This window comes from Marinibactrum halimedae (assembly GCF_021234875.1).
In the GTDB taxonomy this organism is placed as follows: domain Bacteria; phylum Pseudomonadota; class Gammaproteobacteria; order Pseudomonadales; family Cellvibrionaceae; genus Marinibactrum; species Marinibactrum halimedae.
Map to the genome: position 1 here is coordinate 46,184 of NZ_JAJQVM010000011.1, position 20,376 is coordinate 66,559.

The 20,376-nt window shown below is 46.0% G+C and carries 19 protein-coding genes; 13 read left to right on the forward strand and 6 right to left on the reverse strand.

Going from position 1 to position 20,376, the window contains the following annotated elements; translation table 11 throughout:
* Positions 1-83 precede the first annotated feature (83 nt).
* Complete coding sequence (gene mpl / locus LU351_RS08125) at positions 84-1,457, reverse strand: UDP-N-acetylmuramate:L-alanyl-gamma-D-glutamyl-meso-diaminopimelate ligase (RefSeq protein WP_232593568.1); 1,374 nt, start codon at positions 1,455-1,457, stop codon at positions 84-86.
* A gap of 201 nt (positions 1,458-1,658) precedes the next feature.
* On the opposite strand from mpl, the gene LU351_RS08130 reads away from it, so the two are divergent.
* Entirely contained in the window at positions 1,659-2,660 is a 1,002-nt protein-coding gene (locus LU351_RS08130; protein ID WP_232593569.1) for a class 1 fructose-bisphosphatase, read from the forward strand.
* A 124-nt stretch (positions 2,661-2,784) separates the two neighbouring features.
* Here LU351_RS08130 and LU351_RS08135 read toward each other — a convergent pair whose 3' ends face one another.
* The gene (locus LU351_RS08135; RefSeq protein ID WP_232593570.1) at positions 2,785-3,234 is read right to left on the reverse strand and encodes an ArsR/SmtB family transcription factor; all 450 of its coding nucleotides are present in this window, start codon (positions 3,232-3,234) and stop codon (positions 2,785-2,787) included.
* A gap of 364 nt (positions 3,235-3,598) precedes the next feature.
* Here LU351_RS08135 and ppa point away from each other — a divergent pair, with 364 nt between their 5' ends.
* Positions 3,599-4,129: an inorganic diphosphatase gene (gene ppa, locus LU351_RS08140; RefSeq protein WP_232593571.1), complete on the forward strand. Its 531-nt coding sequence runs from the start codon at positions 3,599-3,601 to the stop codon at positions 4,127-4,129.
* A 122-nt stretch (positions 4,130-4,251) separates the two neighbouring features.
* Here the strand turns inward: ppa and LU351_RS08145 are convergent, their stop codons facing one another.
* The gene (locus LU351_RS08145) at positions 4,252-4,917 is read right to left on the reverse strand and encodes a hypothetical protein (RefSeq protein ID WP_232593572.1); all 666 of its coding nucleotides are present in this window, start codon (positions 4,915-4,917) and stop codon (positions 4,252-4,254) included.
* Positions 4,918-5,213: 296 nt separating this feature from the next.
* Between LU351_RS08145 and LU351_RS08150 the strand changes: the two genes are divergently transcribed.
* Positions 5,214-5,438: a hypothetical protein gene (locus LU351_RS08150; RefSeq protein ID WP_232593573.1), complete on the forward strand. Its 225-nt coding sequence runs from the start codon at positions 5,214-5,216 to the stop codon at positions 5,436-5,438.
* Between the two features lie 140 nt (positions 5,439-5,578).
* On the opposite strand, the gene epsC is transcribed toward LU351_RS08150, so the two are convergent.
* Both epsC and LU351_RS08160 read right to left on the reverse strand, forming a co-directional pair.
* Positions 5,579-6,412 (reverse strand): serine O-acetyltransferase EpsC, encoded by an 834-nt coding sequence (gene epsC, locus LU351_RS08155; protein WP_232593574.1) that lies wholly within the window; start codon positions 6,410-6,412, stop codon positions 5,579-5,581.
* Positions 6,413-6,674: 262 nt separating this feature from the next.
* Positions 6,675-7,427, reverse strand: coding sequence for a M15 family metallopeptidase (locus tag LU351_RS08160; protein ID WP_232593575.1), 753 nt, complete (start codon positions 7,425-7,427; stop codon positions 6,675-6,677).
* Between the two features lie 184 nt (positions 7,428-7,611).
* On the opposite strand from LU351_RS08160, the gene LU351_RS08165 reads away from it, so the two are divergent.
* From LU351_RS08165 to LU351_RS08175, 3 genes are all read left to right on the forward strand, one after another.
* Positions 7,612-7,887 (forward strand): TfoX/Sxy family protein, encoded by a 276-nt coding sequence (locus LU351_RS08165; RefSeq protein WP_232593576.1) that lies wholly within the window; start codon positions 7,612-7,614, stop codon positions 7,885-7,887.
* A 797-nt stretch (positions 7,888-8,684) separates the two neighbouring features.
* Positions 8,685-9,758, forward strand: coding sequence for a S1C family serine protease (locus tag LU351_RS08170; RefSeq protein WP_332840144.1), 1,074 nt, complete (start codon positions 8,685-8,687; stop codon positions 9,756-9,758).
* A gap of 84 nt (positions 9,759-9,842) precedes the next feature.
* A complete protein-coding gene (locus LU351_RS08175) occupies positions 9,843-10,169 on the forward strand; it encodes a Rieske (2Fe-2S) protein (protein WP_232593577.1) in 327 nt (108 codons plus the stop codon).
* 7 nt (positions 10,170-10,176) lie between these two features.
* On the opposite strand, the gene sfsA is transcribed toward LU351_RS08175, so the two are convergent.
* Positions 10,177-10,899 carry a DNA/RNA nuclease SfsA gene (gene sfsA, locus LU351_RS08180; protein ID WP_232593578.1) on the reverse strand — a complete coding sequence of 241 codons (723 nt, stop codon included), beginning with the start codon at positions 10,897-10,899 and terminating at the stop codon, positions 10,177-10,179.
* Positions 10,900-11,129: 230 nt separating this feature from the next.
* Here sfsA and dksA point away from each other — a divergent pair, with 230 nt between their 5' ends.
* From dksA to folK, 7 genes are all read left to right on the forward strand, one after another.
* A complete protein-coding gene (gene dksA / locus LU351_RS08185) occupies positions 11,130-11,570 on the forward strand; it encodes an RNA polymerase-binding protein DksA (RefSeq protein WP_232593579.1) in 441 nt (146 codons plus the stop codon).
* A gap of 83 nt (positions 11,571-11,653) precedes the next feature.
* The gene (gene gluQRS / locus LU351_RS08190; RefSeq protein WP_232593580.1) at positions 11,654-12,574 is read left to right on the forward strand and encodes a tRNA glutamyl-Q(34) synthetase GluQRS; all 921 of its coding nucleotides are present in this window, start codon (positions 11,654-11,656) and stop codon (positions 12,572-12,574) included.
* Positions 12,575-12,732: 158 nt separating this feature from the next.
* Positions 12,733-12,924: a hypothetical protein gene (locus LU351_RS08195; protein ID WP_232593581.1), complete on the forward strand. Its 192-nt coding sequence runs from the start codon at positions 12,733-12,735 to the stop codon at positions 12,922-12,924.
* Positions 12,921-15,959 (forward strand): ATP-binding protein, encoded by a 3,039-nt coding sequence (locus tag LU351_RS08200; protein ID WP_232593582.1) that lies wholly within the window; start codon positions 12,921-12,923, stop codon positions 15,957-15,959. The genes LU351_RS08195 and LU351_RS08200 overlap by 4 nt, the downstream gene beginning before the upstream one ends.
* Before the next feature lie 25 nt (positions 15,960-15,984).
* Positions 15,985-17,406, forward strand: coding sequence for a sigma-54-dependent transcriptional regulator (locus LU351_RS08205; protein ID WP_232593583.1), 1,422 nt, complete (start codon positions 15,985-15,987; stop codon positions 17,404-17,406).
* Positions 17,407-18,317: 911 nt separating this feature from the next.
* Positions 18,318-19,640 (forward strand): polynucleotide adenylyltransferase PcnB, encoded by a 1,323-nt coding sequence (gene pcnB, locus LU351_RS08210; RefSeq protein WP_232593584.1) that lies wholly within the window; start codon positions 18,318-18,320, stop codon positions 19,638-19,640.
* 62 nt (positions 19,641-19,702) lie between these two features.
* The gene (folK, locus tag LU351_RS08215) at positions 19,703-20,224 is read left to right on the forward strand and encodes a 2-amino-4-hydroxy-6-hydroxymethyldihydropteridine diphosphokinase (protein WP_232593585.1); all 522 of its coding nucleotides are present in this window, start codon (positions 19,703-19,705) and stop codon (positions 20,222-20,224) included.
* The last annotated feature ends 152 nt before the right edge of the window (positions 20,225-20,376 follow it).

Here is a 20,376-nt window from a genome sequence, read left to right on the forward strand (position 1 = left end):
TACCGGTCTTAGTCAGCACCCTGTTTTAATTTGTACCCCTTAAAAAAACGGGTTTTATTCCATTGCTGCCTCTCCAACGCCCATCATTGCCCCATCTGAATACGCAATCGCTCGATAAGTTGCTCATGCAATCCACCAAAGCCACCATTACTCATGATGACGATATGAGTATCCGGCGTTGCCAATCGCACAATGTCTTCTTGTAGCGTATTCAAATCAGAATACAATTTAGCTGGAACAGCACTGTGATGAACAACTGAGTGCATATCCCAATCCACACCGGGTGGTTGATACCAAAAAGCCATGTCTGCCTGCATACACACTTTGGGTAACACCGCCTTATGCACCCCCATACGCATCGTGTTCGAACGAGGCTCAATGACAACTAAGATTTTTTCGGTGCCAACGTGAGCACGTAGGCCTGCTAATGTCATTTCAATCGCGGTAGGGTGATGGGCAAAGTCGTCGTAAACCGTGACACCATTTATGCAAGCTCGCTTCTCCATACGACGCTTAACCCCTTCAAATTCACACAATGCCTGACACGCATCTTCAGGTCGCACACCAACCGTTCTGGCCGCCGCAATCGCCGCCAAAGCGTTTTGCCTATTGTGATCACCGGTCATCGACCAACGCACCACCCCCTGAGATTGTCCTTGAAAAAAGACCTCAAATTGCGATCCATCATTCGAGGAAGAATTTGTTTCTGAACAATAAGCCGCCGACCATTCTTCACCCAACACCACCTGCTCACTCCAACAGCCTCGCTCAATAACCGAATGAATAGCCGGTTCTTGTGGATAAATCACATAACCATTTTCAGGAACGGTACGCAAAAGATGATGGAATTGAGTTTGAATGGCTTCAAGATCAGGAAAAATATCAGCGTGATCAAATTCAAGATTATTAATGACGACAGTACGTGGACGATAGTGAACAAATTTAGAACGCTTATCAAAAAACGCGCTGTCGTACTCATCGGCTTCCACTACAAAAAAAACACTATCGCCTAAACTCGCCGATGCAGGTAAATTCTTAGGCACGCCTCCAATTAAATATCCAGGCTTCATGCCTGCGTGAGTGAGAATCCAAGTCAACATACTGCTTGTGGTGGTTTTTCCATGGGTACCGGCAATCGCTAATACCCATTTCCCTTGCAGCACATGATCGCATAACCATTGCGGCCCAGAGGTATAGGCAATACCTTTAGCCAGAACCGCTTCAACAGCGGTATTGCCACGGCTCATGGCATTACCAATAATCACTAAATCAGGCTCATCCGAAAATTGCTCGGCATCATATCCTTCATAAATATCAATACCGGCAGCTTCAAGCTGCGTACTCATTGGTGGGTAAACATTCGCGTCACTGCCTGTCACACGGTGCCCTTGCGCTTTCGCCAATTGCGCTAAGCTTCCCATAAACGTGCCACAAATTCCTAAAACATGAATGTGCATAGGCATCTCATCTCATTCTCATCCACAACAATTATCGTATGTCATAAAAAACCGTTAATCGAGCTTAACATAAGCGCATACGAACCTTTACAAAGCATACGAGGATTTGTAAAAGACGTTGTCATTTATGAATGACACAATAAAAATAATTATCACCATCATGAATTCTCACCACCATGACTACCCCAACGAGGACTCGGCATGAAAACACTCGGGCAATTTTTAATCTCTCACGACGAAGAAAAAGATTTAGTGCTACTTTTAGAGCGAATTATGTTGTCTTGCAAAGAAATTGCCGTGCAATTACGTGAAGGAGCCTTAGCAGGAGTGTTGGGTTCAACTGATATCACCAACGTGCAAGGCGAGACACAAAAAAAGTTAGACATCATCGCCAATGAAGTTTTAAAGCGTAACTTATTAGACTTGGAGATGGTGGCAGGTATTGCATCCGAAGAGGAAGACTTACCCGTTGCTGGCAATCATAAAGGCCGCTATTTAGTCGTGTTTGACCCTTTAGATGGCTCTTCCAATATTGATGTGAATGTTTCCGTCGGCACTATTTTTTCCATTCTCGAAGTGCAATCAAATCAAGATTGCAGTCATCCCGACGCTTATTTACAACGCGGTCGACAACAAGTCGCAGCGGGTTACGTACTCTACGGCCCCTCAGCCACGCTATGCCTGACCACCGGTGATGGCGTCCACCAATTCACGTTGTCTGATACCGGCGACTTTTTGCTGTGTCAGGAGCACATGCAGATTCCCACTTCAACCCAAGAATTTGCCATTAACATGTCTAACCAACGATTCTGGGAACCGGAAACTCAACACTATGTGGGGGATTTATTAAAAGGGGCCGACGGATCACGTGAGAAAAACTTCAATATGCGCTGGATCGCCTCAATGGTCGCTGACGTCCATCGTGTACTCACCAGAGGGGGAATATTCATGTACCCCTGGGATAACCGAGACCCCAATAAGCCGGGTAAATTGCGCTTAATGTACGAGGGAAACCCAATGAGTTTCTTAGTTGAGCAGGCCGGTGGGCTCTCTACTACCTGTTACGGAGATATACTTGATATAGAGCCGAAACACATTCACCAACGCGTATCGGTCGCACTTGGCTCTAAAGAGGAAATCAACACACTGATGGAATATCACGCCAGTGCTCGTGACAATACAGCGGCAAAATTAAACACTTAATAAAAAAAGATAATCTAGTAACGCTGAACATGCATCTCTAAACATGCATTCCAGATAATGGAATCGCTGAGCAGTTAACTCTTTTTTTAAGAGTGCTTTTTTGTATACACTTTTGCCTTATCTGTTACTGCTCAGTGCGCCCAGCAACCGCCTTAGAAGGAAACACATCTGATACATCACCTGTAGCATCTTCGGGAAGAGATGAAGAACAATTAGGTGAAGAAGTGGAGGCAGAATTTAATACAGGCGATGATGAGCCAGTTAGCCCAATCGCCTCTTCTTTTTTACAAAATACGCGGTATAAAGACACAATTAATTCTCGAGTGGTGTCATCTGATAAGCTGTAATAAATACGCTGTGCCTCTCGACGAGTCGTGACAATATTTTCTTCTCTAAGTTTTGCCAAATGTTGAGACAACGCAGACTGACTCAACCCCGCTATTGCTTCCAGCTCACCTGCGGTTTGCTCTTCTTTCGCCAAATTACACAACACCAATAACCGACTGCGATGCGCAAGCAACTTTAACAACCGCTCTGCCTCTACGGCGACTTGCTGCATATTTTGTAGATCCATATCACACCATTTACCCGACGGAATCTGTCTACCATCACCCTCTCAACTCAAGCGCCCACTCCTCAATGCATCCTAAATACGGTGGAAATGCACTAACAAGAGGCGATTTTCTTAACCTCAGTCTAAGCTTAGCGAACATTTAAAAAGTCGCTTGGCAATTTCTAACGATTCACCCGTGTTTCACAGGAACCTTTCAAAAAGTCATCGAATACCTCTGTAGCGGGCACATCATCGTGTAAAGTCAGCGATATTGCACCAACACCCCTTGATTATTTATAAGAACAACCCATTTCTGGTGAATGGGTAATTAAGGCAATCAAGCCCCCCACTACTTACATACAACACAACCTAAATGGATACTGCTATGAGCTTTGAGAAAGTACCTGCCGGTAAAAACGTACCTGATGAAGTTAACGTCGTCATCGAAATCCCTATGAATGGCGACCCCATCAAATACGAAATCGATAAAGACAGCGACGCCATCTTTGTCGATCGTATGCTCGGCACTGCCATGCATTACCCATGCAATTACGGATATGTTCCCAACACCTTATGTGGTGACGGAGATCCAGCGGATGTCTTAGTTGTCATGCCATTACCACTGCTGACCGGTTCAGTGATTCGCTGTCGCCCAGTTGGGGTCTTGAAAATGACCGACGAATCCGGTGAAGACGCTAAAGTGATTGCCGTACCTGTGGATAAAGTCACCCCGCTGTACAAAGACGTACAAACCGTGACTGATTTGCCAGAATTGCTGTTGAATCAAATCACCCACTTCTTTGAACACTACAAAGATTTAGAAAAAGGAAAGTGGGTAAAAGTGGACGGCTGGGAAGGCGTCGAAGCCGCGAAGAAAGAAATCAGCGATTCAGTTGAGCGTTACGAAAACAGCTAATCGTGCCTGCCACTCATCATTCTTAATCAGAGGCGCTGTCGTGAAAAATACAGGGCCGTGATGAAGACAAACTTAGGTGGCAACGGGGCTTGTACTGTACAAGCCCTCATTACTTACCATCGCTATCCATTCGGGCTCGCCAATGAAATACCGCTAATGTCTGGGTTCAACGGGGCTGGCTTGTCCACTTTCTCGCCCATATCACTGCCAACAGGCGCCAAGTCCATATCACTAATATCCACTTGAACATCCGGTATCTCTTCAGACAAGGTTTCAAGATCCTCGCCCACAGGCGCTACATCGAGACGGCTGATGTCCACCACTACGGCTTCAGGTCGCTCAATCTCACCCTCTTGAATCAAATTCCCCTGCTGAGCCGAAACCGATAAGTGAGAGATATCCACAGCGACTTCCTGAGCCTCCCCTGAGCGGTGCTGGCTCTCCACCAAATCTGCCCCCACCGGCGCTAAGGTCCACGCGGTTGCCGCTTCCCGAGCGCGAGCGGCTCGTTCACGATTTCCAACCGGCTTTGGTGAAGAACGAGGGGCATTTTTGGACGACTCCACCACCGCAACGATGGCACCTGCTTTCTGAATTGCGGCTTTGTATTTTTCCGCCGTTGCCTGGTTCAACCCTTTTTTAAGCGTGACAGAGCCACCCGCAAACAACTGTTCTACTTTTTGGGCATCTATTTTGAACAGCATACCCAACTTTTGTTTTACCTCCGCCAGTGGCTGACCAATGACAATATCACCACGAAAGACTAGGTCGTAAGTAAGATCCGACATGTTGTATCCCGAACGTAATGGAATCGAGCAAGTTTATTGATACTGCCGTGTGCCTGCAGGCTCAGATGAGTTACTTGCCACCCCATCGAGTAAATTATGTAAGAAAAATCGACAATGGCGCTTTCATTCTCTTACTCAGTGTAGGCAATAACGCACAACAGCTGGCACCAGGGGCGTCTAGTTTTGTTATACCGGAATTCGGAATAATACGCACCGGAATTGGCGTGCTGTTACACTCTCCAATTCTGCCTAACAAATGATAAATATTCATTCACCGCAACAGGAAGTTGCTCACTATGAAAAGCGACGGAAAACTCGCACGGTCTTTAGGAACTCTCGACAGAAAAATTCTCATCAAAACTTTAGAGGAAGAAATTCAACAACTACAAAAAAAAATCGAAGCACTGGAAAACGAAAATACAAAGACACTTATCGCCGACCGGGGTGGATTACAATGCGCCTTAGCAAAACGTCACCGCATTTTCAGCGCATTGCATTCTCCGCCACTAAAAGGCCATTAATGTCATTCAAATGCGAACTGCTTGAGTGGTGATGACATGCTTGTAAACTAACATCGTCACCACACTCGTCGTCACCACACTTTCGTATTTCATCAGCATTAACGCCCGATAACCACAAGGAAGTTAATCCTTCTGCTCGGTTAAAGGCACTGATCCATAGTCTTGGCGGGGTCTGCGCCGGTGTGACTCACCTTAGCCGTGCGCACCACCTTGGCCGGCACCCCTGCAACAGTGGCGTATGCCGGTACACTTTCCAACACAACACTGCCTGCCGCAAGCTTGGCGCACATACCAATGTCAATATTACCTAATACTTTCACACCCGCGCTCACCAATACCCCTCTGCGAACCGTCGGATGACGCTTAGTATGTGCCGCCCCAGAGCCACCCAAGGTGGTAGCATGAAGGAAAGACACCTCATCTTCTACCACTGCGGTTTCACCAATCACGACCCCAGTAGCATGATCAATCATAATACCCGCCCCGATAGTAGCCGCCGGGTGAATATCCACATTGAAAATTTCTGAAATGCGCGAATGCAACAAAAACGCTAATGGTTTACGACCTTCTCGCCAAAGCTGATGAGCAATGCGGTACCCCTGAAGGGCATGAAACCCTTTAAAATTCAAAAAGGGCATAATAAATTGATCACACGCCGCATCTCTGTCATACCACGCTTTAATATCGCGCAGCATCTGGCGCTCGATACCTGCGTTCTGATTCATCGCCTCAAGAATCACATCCCTCAAAAGAGCGGCTGGCGCATCTGAACTGCCCAGCAAGGATGATAAATAAAAGCTAATGGCCTCTTTAAAGCCCTCATGATGAAGCACAGCACCATGATAAAAGCTCGCCAAATAAGGTTCGTTATCCACAGCGGCCAACGCCTCTTCACGTATTGTCAACCAAATAGCAGAAAGGTCTTCTAACGCTTCGGAGGCTTTTTCAGGGATATCTGTGGATGTCAGCGACATAATTAATTCACTTTCTTGTTAGTCCAAACCCCACCTCAAAAGCTTGTGCCTTTGTTTTTAAAATACGATGTGAGATTCAATGCATGGAGTAGTTGATGGCAACGAAAGAACAAATCAACCTTTTCTCTTTATATCTTGTCCAACTTATATCTTGTCCAACATGTCACTTTTCTACGGTGTCACTTTTCTACGCCTCATCTTTGCAACACATAACCTCACCATCTGACTTCCTCTCAAGCGGCATCATTTACTCATTTTTTGTTCATTCACTCTTTTTACTCGCCAAAGGCAAGTGAACAAAACGCGCGAAGATTTGGTCTAAATTTTCAATAATGACGCTTTTCAGCTCAATATCCTGCTCCAAAAGCCACCCCTTAAACTTATGATTGCTCCGTGCCTGTTCGTCCCACGCACGCTCAAATACACGAGCAACCGGCTTGTAACTTAAATGCCAAGGTTCACAAGCAACGCCAAAGTTGTCTTTATTGTTATTCACATTCATAAAGGGGCGAAAAAAACCGTCTTCTGCCTGTGCGGATAACCACTCATCCAGCCAGAGGTAAAACTCCCCCATAACACCACTAGGTTGAGTTTCTTCGTAAGTTAACTGCAAGGTATACCCTTTGGGTAATACGTTCGGCGCATAAATATCCACGTCTGTACCCCAATGGTGACGTGACGTCCCTGGGAGCGCACTCCAACGTAGAATCGCTTCAACCCAAGACCATTCGGGTAACTCCGGGCACGACATCGGTACTTCATTTTGATCCAAAACCGGCCTCTCCCCCCGTGCTTTCTTGTTCCAAATGTGCAATTGACGCTTGGCACTACGAAAACCGCTAGCCACACGAATCTCAAAACCTTGCTCTTTTCCAGCTTTAAAGAGTGCCTGTAATGGCTGCTCTAAAGACGAGTTGAGCAACACATTTTCCTGACAAAAAGAAATAGGTGACAAATGCACCTCCGTCGCACCAAACAGCATGTCGGGAGTCACGTTAATTTTCGCTTTATTCATAAAAACCAATGGATAACCTTACTTTTGACATAGCGCACAGCGTTTTTCTGGTCTACTTTTTAAGCAGCAGTGTAGCGTGGCAATCACTTTGCGCAGTATTGCAGAGCGATGTACTATAGTTTTTTGATATAAAATCACGATCTATATTCATTGAAAATAATAAATGGTAACGAGGCCGGTTCACATGAACCCAACACAAAGTGATTTGATTCATTTAAAAAATATTGGTGCTGCGTCTGTTAACATCCTACACGCGGTGGGAGTGCATAATGTTGATGACCTTAAGACGCTCGGGCCAGTAGAGACATACATGCGCATCAAAAATCGCGGGATTAGTGTTTCTAAAGTCATGCTGTATGCACTTCAGGGTGCGCTTGATGATGTTCATTGGAATGACTTAACACCGGACGTAAAAACCCAATTGGTCGAAGAAACGAGAAAAGATCGTGCCGACGCGTAAAGTGTAGAAACCTTAGAGGCTTCACTTTTTAAGAGCGACACATACCATCTCGTAGCGCATTCGTATGACTCAGATAGGGAATTCTCTAGGAATTCCCTCCTGTGTTGTTGATCTTAACGATATCACCCTACAGTTGGTTATCACCCTAAGGTTGTCTCATTCCGACTTGATGAGTTGAAGCCTATGATTCTGAGGTCTTCCAACTTTTATTATTTTCATCCCCATTGTTTTCATCCTTAGTGTTTTCTTACTTACAGTTTTCATACCCAGCCACTATCACCTGAATAGCGCTCCCTATGATGAAAAAAGGGCGCTATCCCTCAACTCTTTCTTCGTCTTGGCTTACTTTGGTACTCATCTAAAAATTAATACAAAAAATATTCAACTTTCTCTTTACATGATAATGAGATTTGTTATCATTCTCATATCGGTTGTCATCAACCGGTACGAGAAGCGCCCAATTGCTACGGACTCTTCTCCTTATCAGGCTAATCACGGTTGTTGCCACCTCTACCCGGGGGTGGCCTTTTTACCTCCAATTTTTCCCCCAACGTAACTTTTCGTATCCATACATTACCCCCGCTCAACAATTCACTTTATACCCAGCAATGCCCTTTCTGCCATGGCTGAATATTTTCTCTAACAGTGTCTTTGAAATTCTGAACATTGAATTTTTTTCAGTCACACTTATCTATTAACCAGTAAGTTTGCCAATACTCCACTGCAACAAAGCTTGAATAGAGATTGGCATAGGCGATACCTCTTTACCCTATCAACAAACTGCTCAATGAGGTTTTATGGACAGATACTTTTTTCAGCACTCACCTGTTCAATTTAATAACAGGGGTTACCCGTCATTGTGGATGCTTCTGGCATTATTTGTATTCACGCCCTTTGCCCAAGCAATTACAGAAGATGAACAAAATAACATTGACGTCTTTAAATCCGTCAGTCCTGCCGTAGTGTTTGTCACCAACAACACCTTGGTAAGGGACCCCTACTCTTTTGGCTTGAGTACTCAACCTCAAGGGGCAGGAACGGGCTTTGTGTGGAATAAAAAAGGCTATATCGTCACCAATTTTCACGTAGTCGATGGCGCCCGTCGATTAACCATTACCTTAGCCGACCAAAGCCACTGGGATGCCCAAGTCATCGGCCTCGCTCCAGAGAAAGACATTGCCGTCCTCAAGATTGACGCACCCAGAAGACTGCTCACCCCCATTGATATTGGGGATTCCGCTGACTTACAAGTGGGAAGAAAAGTGCTCGCCATTGGCAATCCTTTTGGCTTAGATACCACTCTTACCGTCGGTGTCGTCAGCGCCTTAGGGCGAGAGATTCAAGCCCCCAACCAACGTACGATTCGAAATGTCATTCAAACCGACGCCGCCATTAACCCTGGAAATTCCGGTGGCCCGTTACTCAATTCGGACGGTGAATTAATCGGCGTAAACGCCGCGATTTACAGCCCCAGCGGCGCTAGTGCGGGCATCGGCTTTGCTATCCCAGTCAACACCGTGAAAAAAATTGTTCCTGAATTGATTGAGCATGGCCGACTCGTCAGACCGATTCTCGGAGTGGAGCTCGCTCCCAGCCATTGGGCTCGCCAAAGTAATGTAAAAGGCGTACCCATACTTCGTGTCTCCCCAAGAGGACCTGCAGACAAAGCAGGACTGCAAGGAATTCAGCGAAATCGCTGGGGCACAGTGGTGCTTGGCGATATTATTATCGGTGTCGATAACAATCCCATTCGCAATTACGATGATCTGTTAAGCGTATTAGAATCACATCAACCCGGCGATGACATCGTGCTCCAGGTGATTCGCAACGGAGAAGGAATTGAAAAAGAGCTAACGTTAGCGGCGCCGTAAATGCGCCGCCCTTGCAGCACCCATATACAATGACAAACCACCCATAGAAACCTTCCAACGCAGGCAGGAGAGGACAAAACCCCAATGGTCTCCATCAATCTCGGCTCAATCAAACTCAACGATAATGAAAGCAGAGGGTTCTCGACAAAGGAGTACTCTCTGTTCGTCATCCAAAAGCAAGGTGAGCTGTACGTTTATCGCAACAGCTGTCCCCACCTCGGCGTGGAACTCAACTGGGTGGAAAACCAATTTCTAGACCCAGACTGTGAACTTATTGTATGCAGTACCCACAATGCACTGTTTCTTGTCGAAAGTGGTTTATGTGTTGCCGGCCCCTGTAATGGAGCCAGTTTAGACGCCATTGCCCATGAAATCGTCAATGACGAGCTTATCGTGCACCTTCCCGACTGACGCCATCTCAAGATGCTGCCAAACGCACCGGTAAGTCACGTTCAATAAAGATCTCTTTTGCACTGATGTTCGCGCTGTAAGCCAGTACTTCTACCCCTGCTTTCACCGCTTCCCTGAGGGTTTCACCATATTGCTGATCAATATGATCCGCCGGTGCTACCTGTTCGATACCAGTATGTTGAACACAAAACATTAATACCGCTCGATGCCCAGACTCCACCATGGACATTAATTCACGTAGATGCTTTGTGCCTCGTTGACTCACAGAATCTGGAAAAAAACCTTGCCCCTCATTCTCCATTAGCGTGACATTTTTCACTTCAACGTAACAGTCTCTAGTATCAGACACATGATGACTTAATAACCAATCAATGCGGCTTTTTTCCTGTCCGTAGCGTACCTCTGCTCGACACTCTTGGTAGCCGCTTAACTCTTTGATGGTGCCATTTTGAATAGCGCTGCCGATCAATTCGTTCGCCCGGCCGGTATTGATTCCCGCCAAATGCCCGCTGGGTGTCGTGGCAATCTCCCAGGTGTGGGCATATTTTCTTTTAGGATTATTGGAGTGAGAAAACCAACAAGATTGCCCCACTTCCAAGCAATTTTTCATTGACCCGGTGTTTGGGCAATGAATGGTTATTTCTGTGCCATCGGGCAGGGCAACATCCGCTAAAAAGCGCTTATAGCGGCGTAAAAGCTGACCATGCTGTAAAGGTGGATTAAACTTCATTTTATCGCGATTGCTATTAAGCATCCTCCAATCAGGTAAAAAACAGGCTCGTTTTTGCAGCAATATTCATTTCCGCCAATAAATTATAACGTCATCATACTGTAAAAAATCGCTAGCGTGCCTGTTGGGATTCTGGTAGCTTCCCAGCTCTTAAAAAAAGCGGGCCTTGAAATTAAGGGCTTTGGCCCAATGTCTCGGTTCTATTTGGGAAAAAAGTGAGGCGAATAATCATGCCAAATTCATCGAGTGCCCAAAGTTTCTCTCTGCACGGCTTTGAGCCTTATAAAGAGAAAAAAGGCGAAGAGTACATGAATGCTGAGCAGCAAGAGCATTTCCGCAAGTTATTGCTAGCGTGGAAATCTGAGCTGATGGAAGAAGTTGATCGCACCATGTCTCATCTGAAAGATGAGGCTGCAAATTTTCCAGATCCAGCAGATCGCGCCAGCCAAGAGGAAGAATTCAGTCTAGAATTACGAACTCGTGACCGTGAGCGCAAATTGATCAAAAAAATCGACAGCACGCTAGAGTTGATTGATGCTGAGGATTACGGCTACTGCGAAACCTGTGGTGTTGAAATCGGTATTCGTCGGCTGGAGGCGCGCCCTACCGCCACACAGTGCATTGATTGCAAAACACTGGACGAAATAAAAGAAAAACAAGTGGGAGGCTAAGTTTACTTACACTCCCCATTTTATTCGCGGCAAGGTCAATAACCCAATGAATTTGCCGCGCTTAATTGTTGGTCTCTCAGCCATTGGATACCCCAAACATACCCAACACTTATCGCGGTCGTTTTGCCCCTTCTCCAACCGGGCCATTGCATTTTGGCTCTCTCGTTTCGGCTATCGCCAGTTATCTTGAAGCTCGCCATCACCACGGTCGTTGGTTGGTGAGAATAGAAGATCTCGACCCCCCCAGAGAACAACCCGGTGCAGCAGAAGCCATTATTTCAACACTCGAAGCCCATGGCCTAGTATCAGACGAAGCCGTTCTTTATCAATCTGAGCGCTATGAAATCTATAACAAGGCGCTTAGTATCCTTGAGCATCAGGGTGCGACCTACCCTTGCACGTGTACACGGCCAAGATTGAAATCGCTGGGCAATGTCTACGATGGTCATTGTGCAATACACCCCCCACAAGACAATGAACCTGCGGCCATTCGCTTAAGTGTCCAACAAGCAGACGCGTTCCTACTCTTCAACGACACCATTCAAGGAGAGCAATCTCAACCCTTAAAGCACGATGGGGATTTCATCATTCATCGCAAAGACGGCTTGTATGCTTATCAACTTGCCGTCGTGGTGGATGATATCGCTCAAAACATTACACACGTATTGCGAGGCAGCGATTTACTTCCTACCACCGCACGTCAATGGTGGGTATACCAACATCTATCTGCCAACGCTCCCCTTTTTGGGCACCTACCGGTTGTCACGAACCCCCTGGGCCAAAAACTCAGCAAACAAAATAAAGCTCCCGCCATTGATAGCAACCAAGCGAGTCTTAACTGGTGGCATGCGCTTACTTTTCTTGGACAAGCCCCACAAGAAAATCTCAAACAAAGCCCTTTAACAGAAATCATGACGTGGGCAAAACAGCATTGGCGAACGGAGCGTATCCCTCAGCAATTGGGATTGGGTTACACAGGGATTGCGACGCTACAAAGCAATTGAGTACCATCAACCTTGCTTGAAGCATGTACTTTGAGACACGGGTTTTGTGGCTCACGTTAGCAACACACAATGGGCAAATTTCAAGGTTAAATAACAACAAACTCATCGGTTATTGCGATTATTACCGCACTGACCGGCCATAGGGAGCTATACACTCCATGCAACCGAAAAATACCGTCAACACACAACGATTACTGATCCTGTTGCTACTCGTGGCCTACGTGTTCTCTCCAACCGTCTTCAACTGGATGGTCAGCCCTAATGGTGTGTGGTATCGCCCCTTTTTGGTGTGGCTATTGGTCATCGTTATCGCCTATTTATTCCAAGGTCGGAGTCAAAACGGACAATGAGTTTTGAAATTACCCACATTGCCTTACTTGTGGTGGGCTACCTATCCATCATGTTCGGCATTGCCTCAGCCACGGATCGTGGCTGGATTCCAAGTCGTATCACACGCCACCCGATTACTTATATTTTATCTCTTGGTGTGTTTGCCAGTACTTGGGCGTACTATGGCGTGGTGGATTTGGCCTTTCAATATGGTTACGGTGCCTTGGCCTATTACATGGGAACCGGCGCACTCTTTTTATTCGCCCCCGTTGCCTTAGCCCCTTTGGCAGAGTTGGTACGTCGCTTTCGCATCCCCTCACTGGCAGATCTACTGGTATTTCGCTATCACAGTCAACCCGTTGGAACAGTAGCCACCCTGTTTTTAGTGGCCGCCGTATTGCCATTATTTGCCATGCAAATACAAGCGGTTGCAGAAACCCTTCGCATTCTCACGATGCATACCAAAGCCGCTAATTCTCTCGTCAGTAGCAATATCAATTTTCGAGAAATACTTGCCATGGGTTTCTGCTGGGTCTTAGCGTTGTTCACTATTTTATTTGGAGCCAACCACGACAAACATCGCGGCCTTGTGACGGCAATGGCCTTCGAGTCACTCGTTAAGTTATCCGCACTTATGATTGTGGGATTGGTTGCCGTTTTTGGTGTGTTTGGTGGAATGGGCGAACTGGACGCTTGGCTGGCAGCTCACCCAGAAAACTTAGAACTCCTTCACAGCCCTATACAAGATACCTCTTCTCATACACTTTTACTGGTATTCATTGCCACGGGTGTGGCGATGCCACACATTTTTCATGCCTCTGTGGTAGATGTGCCCATTGCCCGATCCATGCGCATGGTGTCGTGGGCTTTTCCGTTGTTTTTGATGCTAATGGCCTTGCCGATTTTCCCGATTTTATGGGCTGGGCTAGAACAAGCTATTCCACTACCTGTGCAGTATTTTACGCTTGGCGTTCCCCTTATTTTAGGCAGTCCAACCGTTACGCTCATTGCTTTTATTGGCGGCCTTTCTGCGGCAACCGGCGCATTGGTGTCGATTACTCTTGCCATTACCACCATGATTATTAATCACTGGATATTGCCTCTCTCCCGATTAGGGGCAAAACGGGATTTGCAAACTCAGTTACTTCGCCTCAGACGTTTGGTCATCAGCGCTATTTTCTTAGCCGGTTATCTCTTTTACATCATCCTCGGCCATAACCAAAGTTTGACTGACTTGGCGCTCACGGCCTTTATCGAAACACTGCAATTTTTGCCTGGCATCTTTGCCATTGCCTATTGGTCTAAGGGGAATCGTTTTGGGCTGATTACCGGTATCGTCGCAGGCAGTCTGATTTGGGTAGTGGGATTACTGATTCCCATCATTACAGGGTGGCACGCCATTACATTGCCTTACGTGGGTTCAATAACATTGGGAATGGACGCATGGCATACCATCACACTGCTATCACTGGCTGTGAACAGTGCTGCGTTTGTGATTGTCTCACTGTTAACATCCCAAAATGCGGAAGAACTGTACAGCGCATCACTCTGCGCTGAAGATGAACTCAGTCACCCCATGCGCATGGTGTTAGATGTCCACAGTTGTGAAGAAATTATCGAACGACTCGGCCAAAGTCTCGGAGCTGCCCTCGCAGACCAACAGGTGAATCGAGCATTACAAGAACTGAATTTAAGCGTCTCAGAGCGCAGACCTTACGCCCTAAGACGACTGCGTGATCGATTAGAAGCCAATTTGTCTTCTTTGATGGGCAATGCGGTAGCCAGTGAAGTCATTAACCGACACCTGCCCTATCGTTTACCCGAAACCACACACACCACGGACATCAATTTGATGGAAGCCCGACTGGGCCGCTATCGCAATCGACTTACCGGAATGGCCGCCGAACTCAACAATCTGCGCCTTTATCATCGCAACACACTGGAAGAATTGCCCATGGCAGTGTGCTCATTAGGGCACGACTTGGAAGTACTTATGTGGAACCAAGCCATGGAGCGTTTAACCGGTATTGCCTCTTCTGACGTGACTGGCTCGTACCTCGGCGATGTCCCAGAGCCATGGAACCAACTCCTAAACGATTTCAGTGATAGCCAGTTGAGCCATTTACATTCCCAACAAATTGAACTCGCTGGCAAACCACATTGGGTCAGCTTACATAAATCGTCAATCACCAATCCGACCAGTGAATCTGCCGATGGACAGGTCATTTTGTTGGAAGATGTCACCGAAGTAAAAGTCCTCGAACAAGAACTGATCCACAGCGAACGACTCGCTTCAGTAGGCCGACTTGCTGCTGGAGTAGCACACGAAATTGGCAATCCCGTCACAGGGATCGCCTGCTTAGCCCAAAACTTGAAGTACGACGTCCATCACTCTGAATCGCTGGAAACGGCAGATCAAATTCTGTCACAAACAGATCGAATTAGCCGAATCGTACATTCTCTCGTCAGTTTCTCTCACGCTGGAGCCAAAAATGAGCCCAGCCATGAAACCGTCAACCTCACAACCTGCGTAGACGAAGCGATCCAATTACTTTCGCTGCAAAAAGACAAAACCCAAGTGGAATTTGTGAATTTGGTCGAAGAAGACGCCATTGTGGAAGGGGATAGTCAACGATTAATACAAGTATTTGTTAATCTATTGGCTAACGCACGAGATGCCAGTGAACAAGACGGCCACGTTTTTATTGAGTCACATGTATCTCAAACTTTAGACACCTCATCCAAAGAAGGCATATCAGAGTTAGCCTTCGATGGTTACGAAGTGACGGTCACAGATGAAGGTGAAGGAATAGATCCATCCCATCTTGATCAAATAATCGAGCCATTTTTTACGACAAAAGATCCAGGAGAAGGCACAGGGTTGGGCTTAGCGATGGTTTACAGTATCATCAGTGAGCATGGAGGCAGTATTGATGTTCAAAGTCCTGCTGATCCTGACACCCAAAAAGGTGCTCGTTTTATCATTCGACTACCCAGCCGGCTCAATTCGGATGCATTTCAGTCTCCACAAGAGAATGCTACGGAAACCATTTGAGCCCACAAACAGCTAATCGAGAGCCATGAGCAAAATACTGATTGTTGAAGATGAAGCCATTATTCGTACTGCCTTGCGTAAATTGTTAGAACGCAACAAATACGATGTTAGTGAAGCCACTTCGGTAAAAGACGCGCTATCCCGTTTTCAACTCAGTGATTTTAATCTCATTATTAGCGACCTACGCCTCCCAGGTGCTCCAGGAACAGACCTCATTAAATTATCTGGCGAAGTGCCAGTGCTTATCATGACAAGCTACGCCAGCCTCCGGTCTGCCGTAGATTCCATGCGTATGGGTGCGGTGGATTACATTGCCAAACCTTTTGATCACGATGAAATGGTCGCCGCTGTAAAACGTGTTATCGGTAAAGCAAACCAAGTACACCGAGCACAACAAGAAAGACGCAAAACACGCAGTAACAACAAAGCCATCCCCGGCATGATTGGAACCAGCGTGGTCATGCGGGCGCTCTATGATCGCATTCACAAAGTCTCGCCCACTAATGCCACCGTGCTCATTCACGGTGAAACCGGCACCGGGAAAGAATTGGTCGCCCGCTCTATCCATCAACAAAGCCCTCGCACAAATCAGCCTCTCATCTCAGTCAACTGTGCCGCCATTCCTGAAACATTAATTGAGTCCGAATTATTTGGTCACGAAAAAGGCGCCTTTACCGGTGCAGCCAGCACTCGAGAAGGCCTAGTTGCAGCGGCAGATAAGGGCACACTATTTCTCGACGAGATCGGCGAACTTCCCCTAGAAGCTCAGGCTCGCTTATTAAGGGTGTTACAAGAAGGCGAGGTGAGGCCCATTGGCTCAGTTGAATCCAGAAAAGTTGATGTCCGCCTTGTTGCAGCCACACACAGAGATCTACGCAAACTTTGCCAACAAGGTAAGTTTCGAGAAGACCTCTATTACCGTTTAAATGTTATCCAAATTACATTGCCGCCACTGAGAGAGCGTGGAAAAGACATTATCGCCATCGCAGAAACATTATTGGAGCGCTTCTGCGACCAAATGAATCGCCCTCTATTGAAGCTGAGCCCAGAAGCAATTCAAGCCATCACCACCTACAATTGGCCGGGTAATGTCCGCGAAATGGAAAACGCCATGCAAAGGGCGGTGATTTTGTGTGATGACGATACTGAAATTGATCATGAGTTACTGTCTATCGATTTAGACCTTATCAAGCTCGATCAAGAAATTGAAGAAGACTCCCCCTACAAGCACGCTGAAACCAAAAGCCAAACCCCTAAGAAAACCGCCATCGAACCTCAAGAAGATCTTTCATTGGAAGACTACTTCCAACGTTTCGTGCTAGAGCACCAAGAATCCATGAGTGAAACGGAGTTAGCTCGCAAACTAGGCATTAGTCGTAAATGCCTGTGGGAAAGACGCCAAAAATTAGGAATAGAGAGAAAAAAGACGCTTTCTACTGCAAAGTGAAAGTTAATTACATAACGGCATTATTTGTCATCCATACTAGCCACTCAAACGGCACCGATAATGCCTTCATTTCAATATGCGCACGCAAATTCAGCTCAAAAATCAATCAAGTCAAAATTCTATAGTCATTAAAAGCCTTCATTATTTCGCTTTTTCATCGTTATCTTTTTGGTTTATTCGATTAAAGATCGACCTATTTTAACGATTGTCATATCTGTTACTGCCCATCTCATTTACCGTTACCAGGAGTAAAGTGTTACCTACACGTTTAAAACGTAACATCCACCGGGATAATCGGTAACGAAACTAAATAGCTTTTTTGTATAAGCAAGGTCGGAATTTAATGTAAGCCATTGATTTAAAAAGATTTTTTAATATTGGCATACCACCTGCATTACATAGAGCAACATAACAACAACAAATAATAAAAAGAATAAACTTTCAATAACAACAATAAATAATAATTAAAGCGTAAAAACTAAAACACATAACAACAATAAATAAAAATAAAAGAAAGAAACAAAACTACAAATAATAAATAGCGACAAACTGACTTGGATCTTGGAAAGAATTTGCTGAGTAGCAAATAATAAGCTGCAAGGAAGCCGGCGAAATTTTAAACAGTTGGGAAACACGAGTTCCAACGGGGGAGTATAAATCTACTTCTCCGTTTTGCTTTGCCTGAAATTTGCCCTCCATTTAGTCATCTCAAAATACCCTCTTCCAGTTACTTTGACTGTTAAATCGATGCCCATATCGTATTTTTAGCAATGACTGAAATTCCACCTTTATCTACGCCATGGTAGACTTTGACCTTTACTAATCACAATTTTCTTCTATTTAAGATACTAATGCTTAAACGCCTACTCAAATTCATCTCACCAAAGTCGCCCATACCCCAAGCTACCAAAATGCACATTGTCCCGAGGGATGAGCACAATGTGTCCCGTCGCGATATTAGCCAAAGTGCATTAAAGGTCATGAAACGACTGCATGAGGGGAATTATCAAGCCTATTTGGTTGGCGGAGGCGTACGAGACGTACTGCTTGGAGGGAAGCCCAAAGATTTCGATGTCGCCACCAACGCAACCCCTGAGCAAGTAAAACGGCTTTTTCGTAATTCACGGATTATTGGCCGACGCTTTCGTATTGTGCATGTTCGATTCGGTCGTGAAGTAATTGAAGTGACAACGTTCAGAGCCAGCCACGAAGAGGCCAAAAACCGCAAAGAAGCTCAACAAAACGAAAGCGGCATGTTGCTGCGAGACAATGTGTATGGGGATATTCACAGTGATGCCATGCGACGCGACTTTACGGTGAATGCGCTCTACTACACCAATGAAGATTTTTGTATTTACGATTATACCGGCGGTTTAAAAGACATAGAGCACCGTCAAATTCGTATGATTGGCGAGCCCACAGTCCGTTTTCAAGAAGACCCGGTTCGATTATTACGAGCCGTACGATTTGCGGCAAAACTGGATTTCACAATCGAGCCCAATACCGCTCAACCCATCCCCGAACTTGGCCACCTCCTCAACGATATCCCTTCTGCCCGCCTTTGGGACGAAAGTCTGAAATTGTTCATGTCTGGCCACGCTTTATCCACCTACCTTGGTTTATGTCAGTACAATTTATTCCAATACCTCTTTCCTGGAAGTGCTGAACACATAGACAGCCACCCTATTGCTAAAGAGTTTTTCCGACGGGCAATGGTGAATACCGATAGACGAATTCAGGCAGATAAACGAGTCACTCCGGCGTTCATCTTTGCTGTACTCATGTGGCCAGAGGTCCAACACACTCAAAAACAACTTGAACAAGAAGGGAATACGCCTTCCCAAGCGCTTCAACAGGCTTCTCAGCAAGTCATTAGCCGACAATTGACCCGCATCAGCATTCCTAAACGCTTCACGATGACCGTAAGAGATATTTGGGATTTACAACTGCGCTTACCCAAAAGGGCAGGTCATCGAGCATTACGGACTTTTGAACACCCCAAATTTAGAGCCGCTTACGACTTTTTATTGCTGAGAGAAGAATCTGGAGAAGAAACCAATGGACTCGCTCAATGGTGGACGGAATATCAAAATGCCGATGAAGTGTCTCGTGAGAAAATGGCCAACGACCAACACGGTAAAGGGAAATCTCGGCGAGCGCCACGCCGCCGTTCCCGTAAGCGTAAACCCAGTGGCTCCCACACTCATTCCGAACAATCTTCGGAAAATCCATAACCCGATTGAACAGGGTTTAATGAAGAACAATCGATAAGTAAAAATGTATAGGTATTAAGTGCGTGAAAGCAGATAAGCTCAAGCCGGATAACACTGATGAAGTCCACGCCTATATTGGTATTGGCAGTAACTTAGAAGACCCCCTTGCCCAGGTAACGTCTGCTTGCGACGCATTGAATACACTTCCCAAGTCACGGGTTATTCAGATATCGCACTGGTATGGCAGCAATGCCATCGGCCCCGGCGATCAACCAGATTATGTCAACGGCGTTGCTCAATTGAGTACCTGCCTTTCCCCCATTGAGCTTCTGGATGCACTACAAAACATCGAACATCAGCATGGAAGAGTTCGTTTACAACGTTGGGGGGCCCGCACATTAGATTTAGATATTTTACTTTATGGTGATCACACCATTGATCTTCCCAGGCTATCCATCCCCCATCCGCAACTGGATAAACGAAACTTTGTGGTTTTCCCTCTTTTCGACATAGCCCCCAAATTAGTATTGCCCAATGGTGAACCACTAAACACCCTGACTTCTGAGCTGACCTTGTGCGGACTCTGGAAACTCGACCAACACTAGAGGCTATAATTCACTACAATTAGCGACTGGTTACGATTAAGTACTACACCACAATTACATCCCACAAAAGAATCCAGCTTCATTTTTGGCACACGAATATTAGCAGAGTACAATACTCGCCATTATTGTCACCAATACCTTGTGACATCTAA

What these genes read in the sequence shown, in the direction of transcription:
- LU351_RS08195 (WP_232593581.1), top strand. Translation starts at nt 12,733, where the DNA reads ATGCAACCGAAAAATACCGTCAACACACAACGATTACTGATCCTGTTG.
- LU351_RS08170 (WP_332840144.1), top strand. Translation starts at nt 8,685, where the DNA reads ATGGACAGATACTTTTTTCAGCACTCACCTGTTCAATTTAATAACAGG.
- LU351_RS08135 (WP_232593570.1), bottom strand. Translation starts at nt 3,234, where the DNA reads ATGGATCTACAAAATATGCAGCAAGTCGCCGTAGAGGCAGAGCGGTTG.
- LU351_RS08175 (WP_232593577.1), top strand. Translation starts at nt 9,843, where the DNA reads ATGGTCTCCATCAATCTCGGCTCAATCAAACTCAACGATAATGAAAGC.
- LU351_RS08165 (WP_232593576.1), top strand. Translation starts at nt 7,612, where the DNA reads ATGAACCCAACACAAAGTGATTTGATTCATTTAAAAAATATTGGTGCT.
- ppa (WP_232593571.1), top strand. Translation starts at nt 3,599, where the DNA reads ATGAGCTTTGAGAAAGTACCTGCCGGTAAAAACGTACCTGATGAAGTT.
- pcnB (WP_232593584.1), top strand. Translation starts at nt 18,318, where the DNA reads ATGCACATTGTCCCGAGGGATGAGCACAATGTGTCCCGTCGCGATATT.
- LU351_RS08150 (WP_232593573.1), top strand. Translation starts at nt 5,214, where the DNA reads ATGAAAAGCGACGGAAAACTCGCACGGTCTTTAGGAACTCTCGACAGA.
- mpl (WP_232593568.1), bottom strand. Translation starts at nt 1,457, where the DNA reads ATGCACATTCATGTTTTAGGAATTTGTGGCACGTTTATGGGAAGCTTA.
- sfsA (WP_232593578.1), bottom strand. Translation starts at nt 10,899, where the DNA reads ATGAAGTTTAATCCACCTTTACAGCATGGTCAGCTTTTACGCCGCTAT.
- LU351_RS08205 (WP_232593583.1), top strand. Translation starts at nt 15,985, where the DNA reads ATGAGCAAAATACTGATTGTTGAAGATGAAGCCATTATTCGTACTGCC.
- epsC (WP_232593574.1), bottom strand. Translation starts at nt 6,412, where the DNA reads ATGTCGCTGACATCCACAGATATCCCTGAAAAAGCCTCCGAAGCGTTA.
- LU351_RS08145 (WP_232593572.1), bottom strand. Translation starts at nt 4,917, where the DNA reads ATGTCGGATCTTACTTACGACCTAGTCTTTCGTGGTGATATTGTCATT.
- dksA (WP_232593579.1), top strand. Translation starts at nt 11,130, where the DNA reads ATGCCAAATTCATCGAGTGCCCAAAGTTTCTCTCTGCACGGCTTTGAG.
- LU351_RS08200 (WP_232593582.1), top strand. Translation starts at nt 12,921, where the DNA reads ATGAGTTTTGAAATTACCCACATTGCCTTACTTGTGGTGGGCTACCTA.
- LU351_RS08160 (WP_232593575.1), bottom strand. Translation starts at nt 7,427, where the DNA reads ATGAATAAAGCGAAAATTAACGTGACTCCCGACATGCTGTTTGGTGCG.
- LU351_RS08130 (WP_232593569.1), top strand. Translation starts at nt 1,659, where the DNA reads ATGAAAACACTCGGGCAATTTTTAATCTCTCACGACGAAGAAAAAGAT.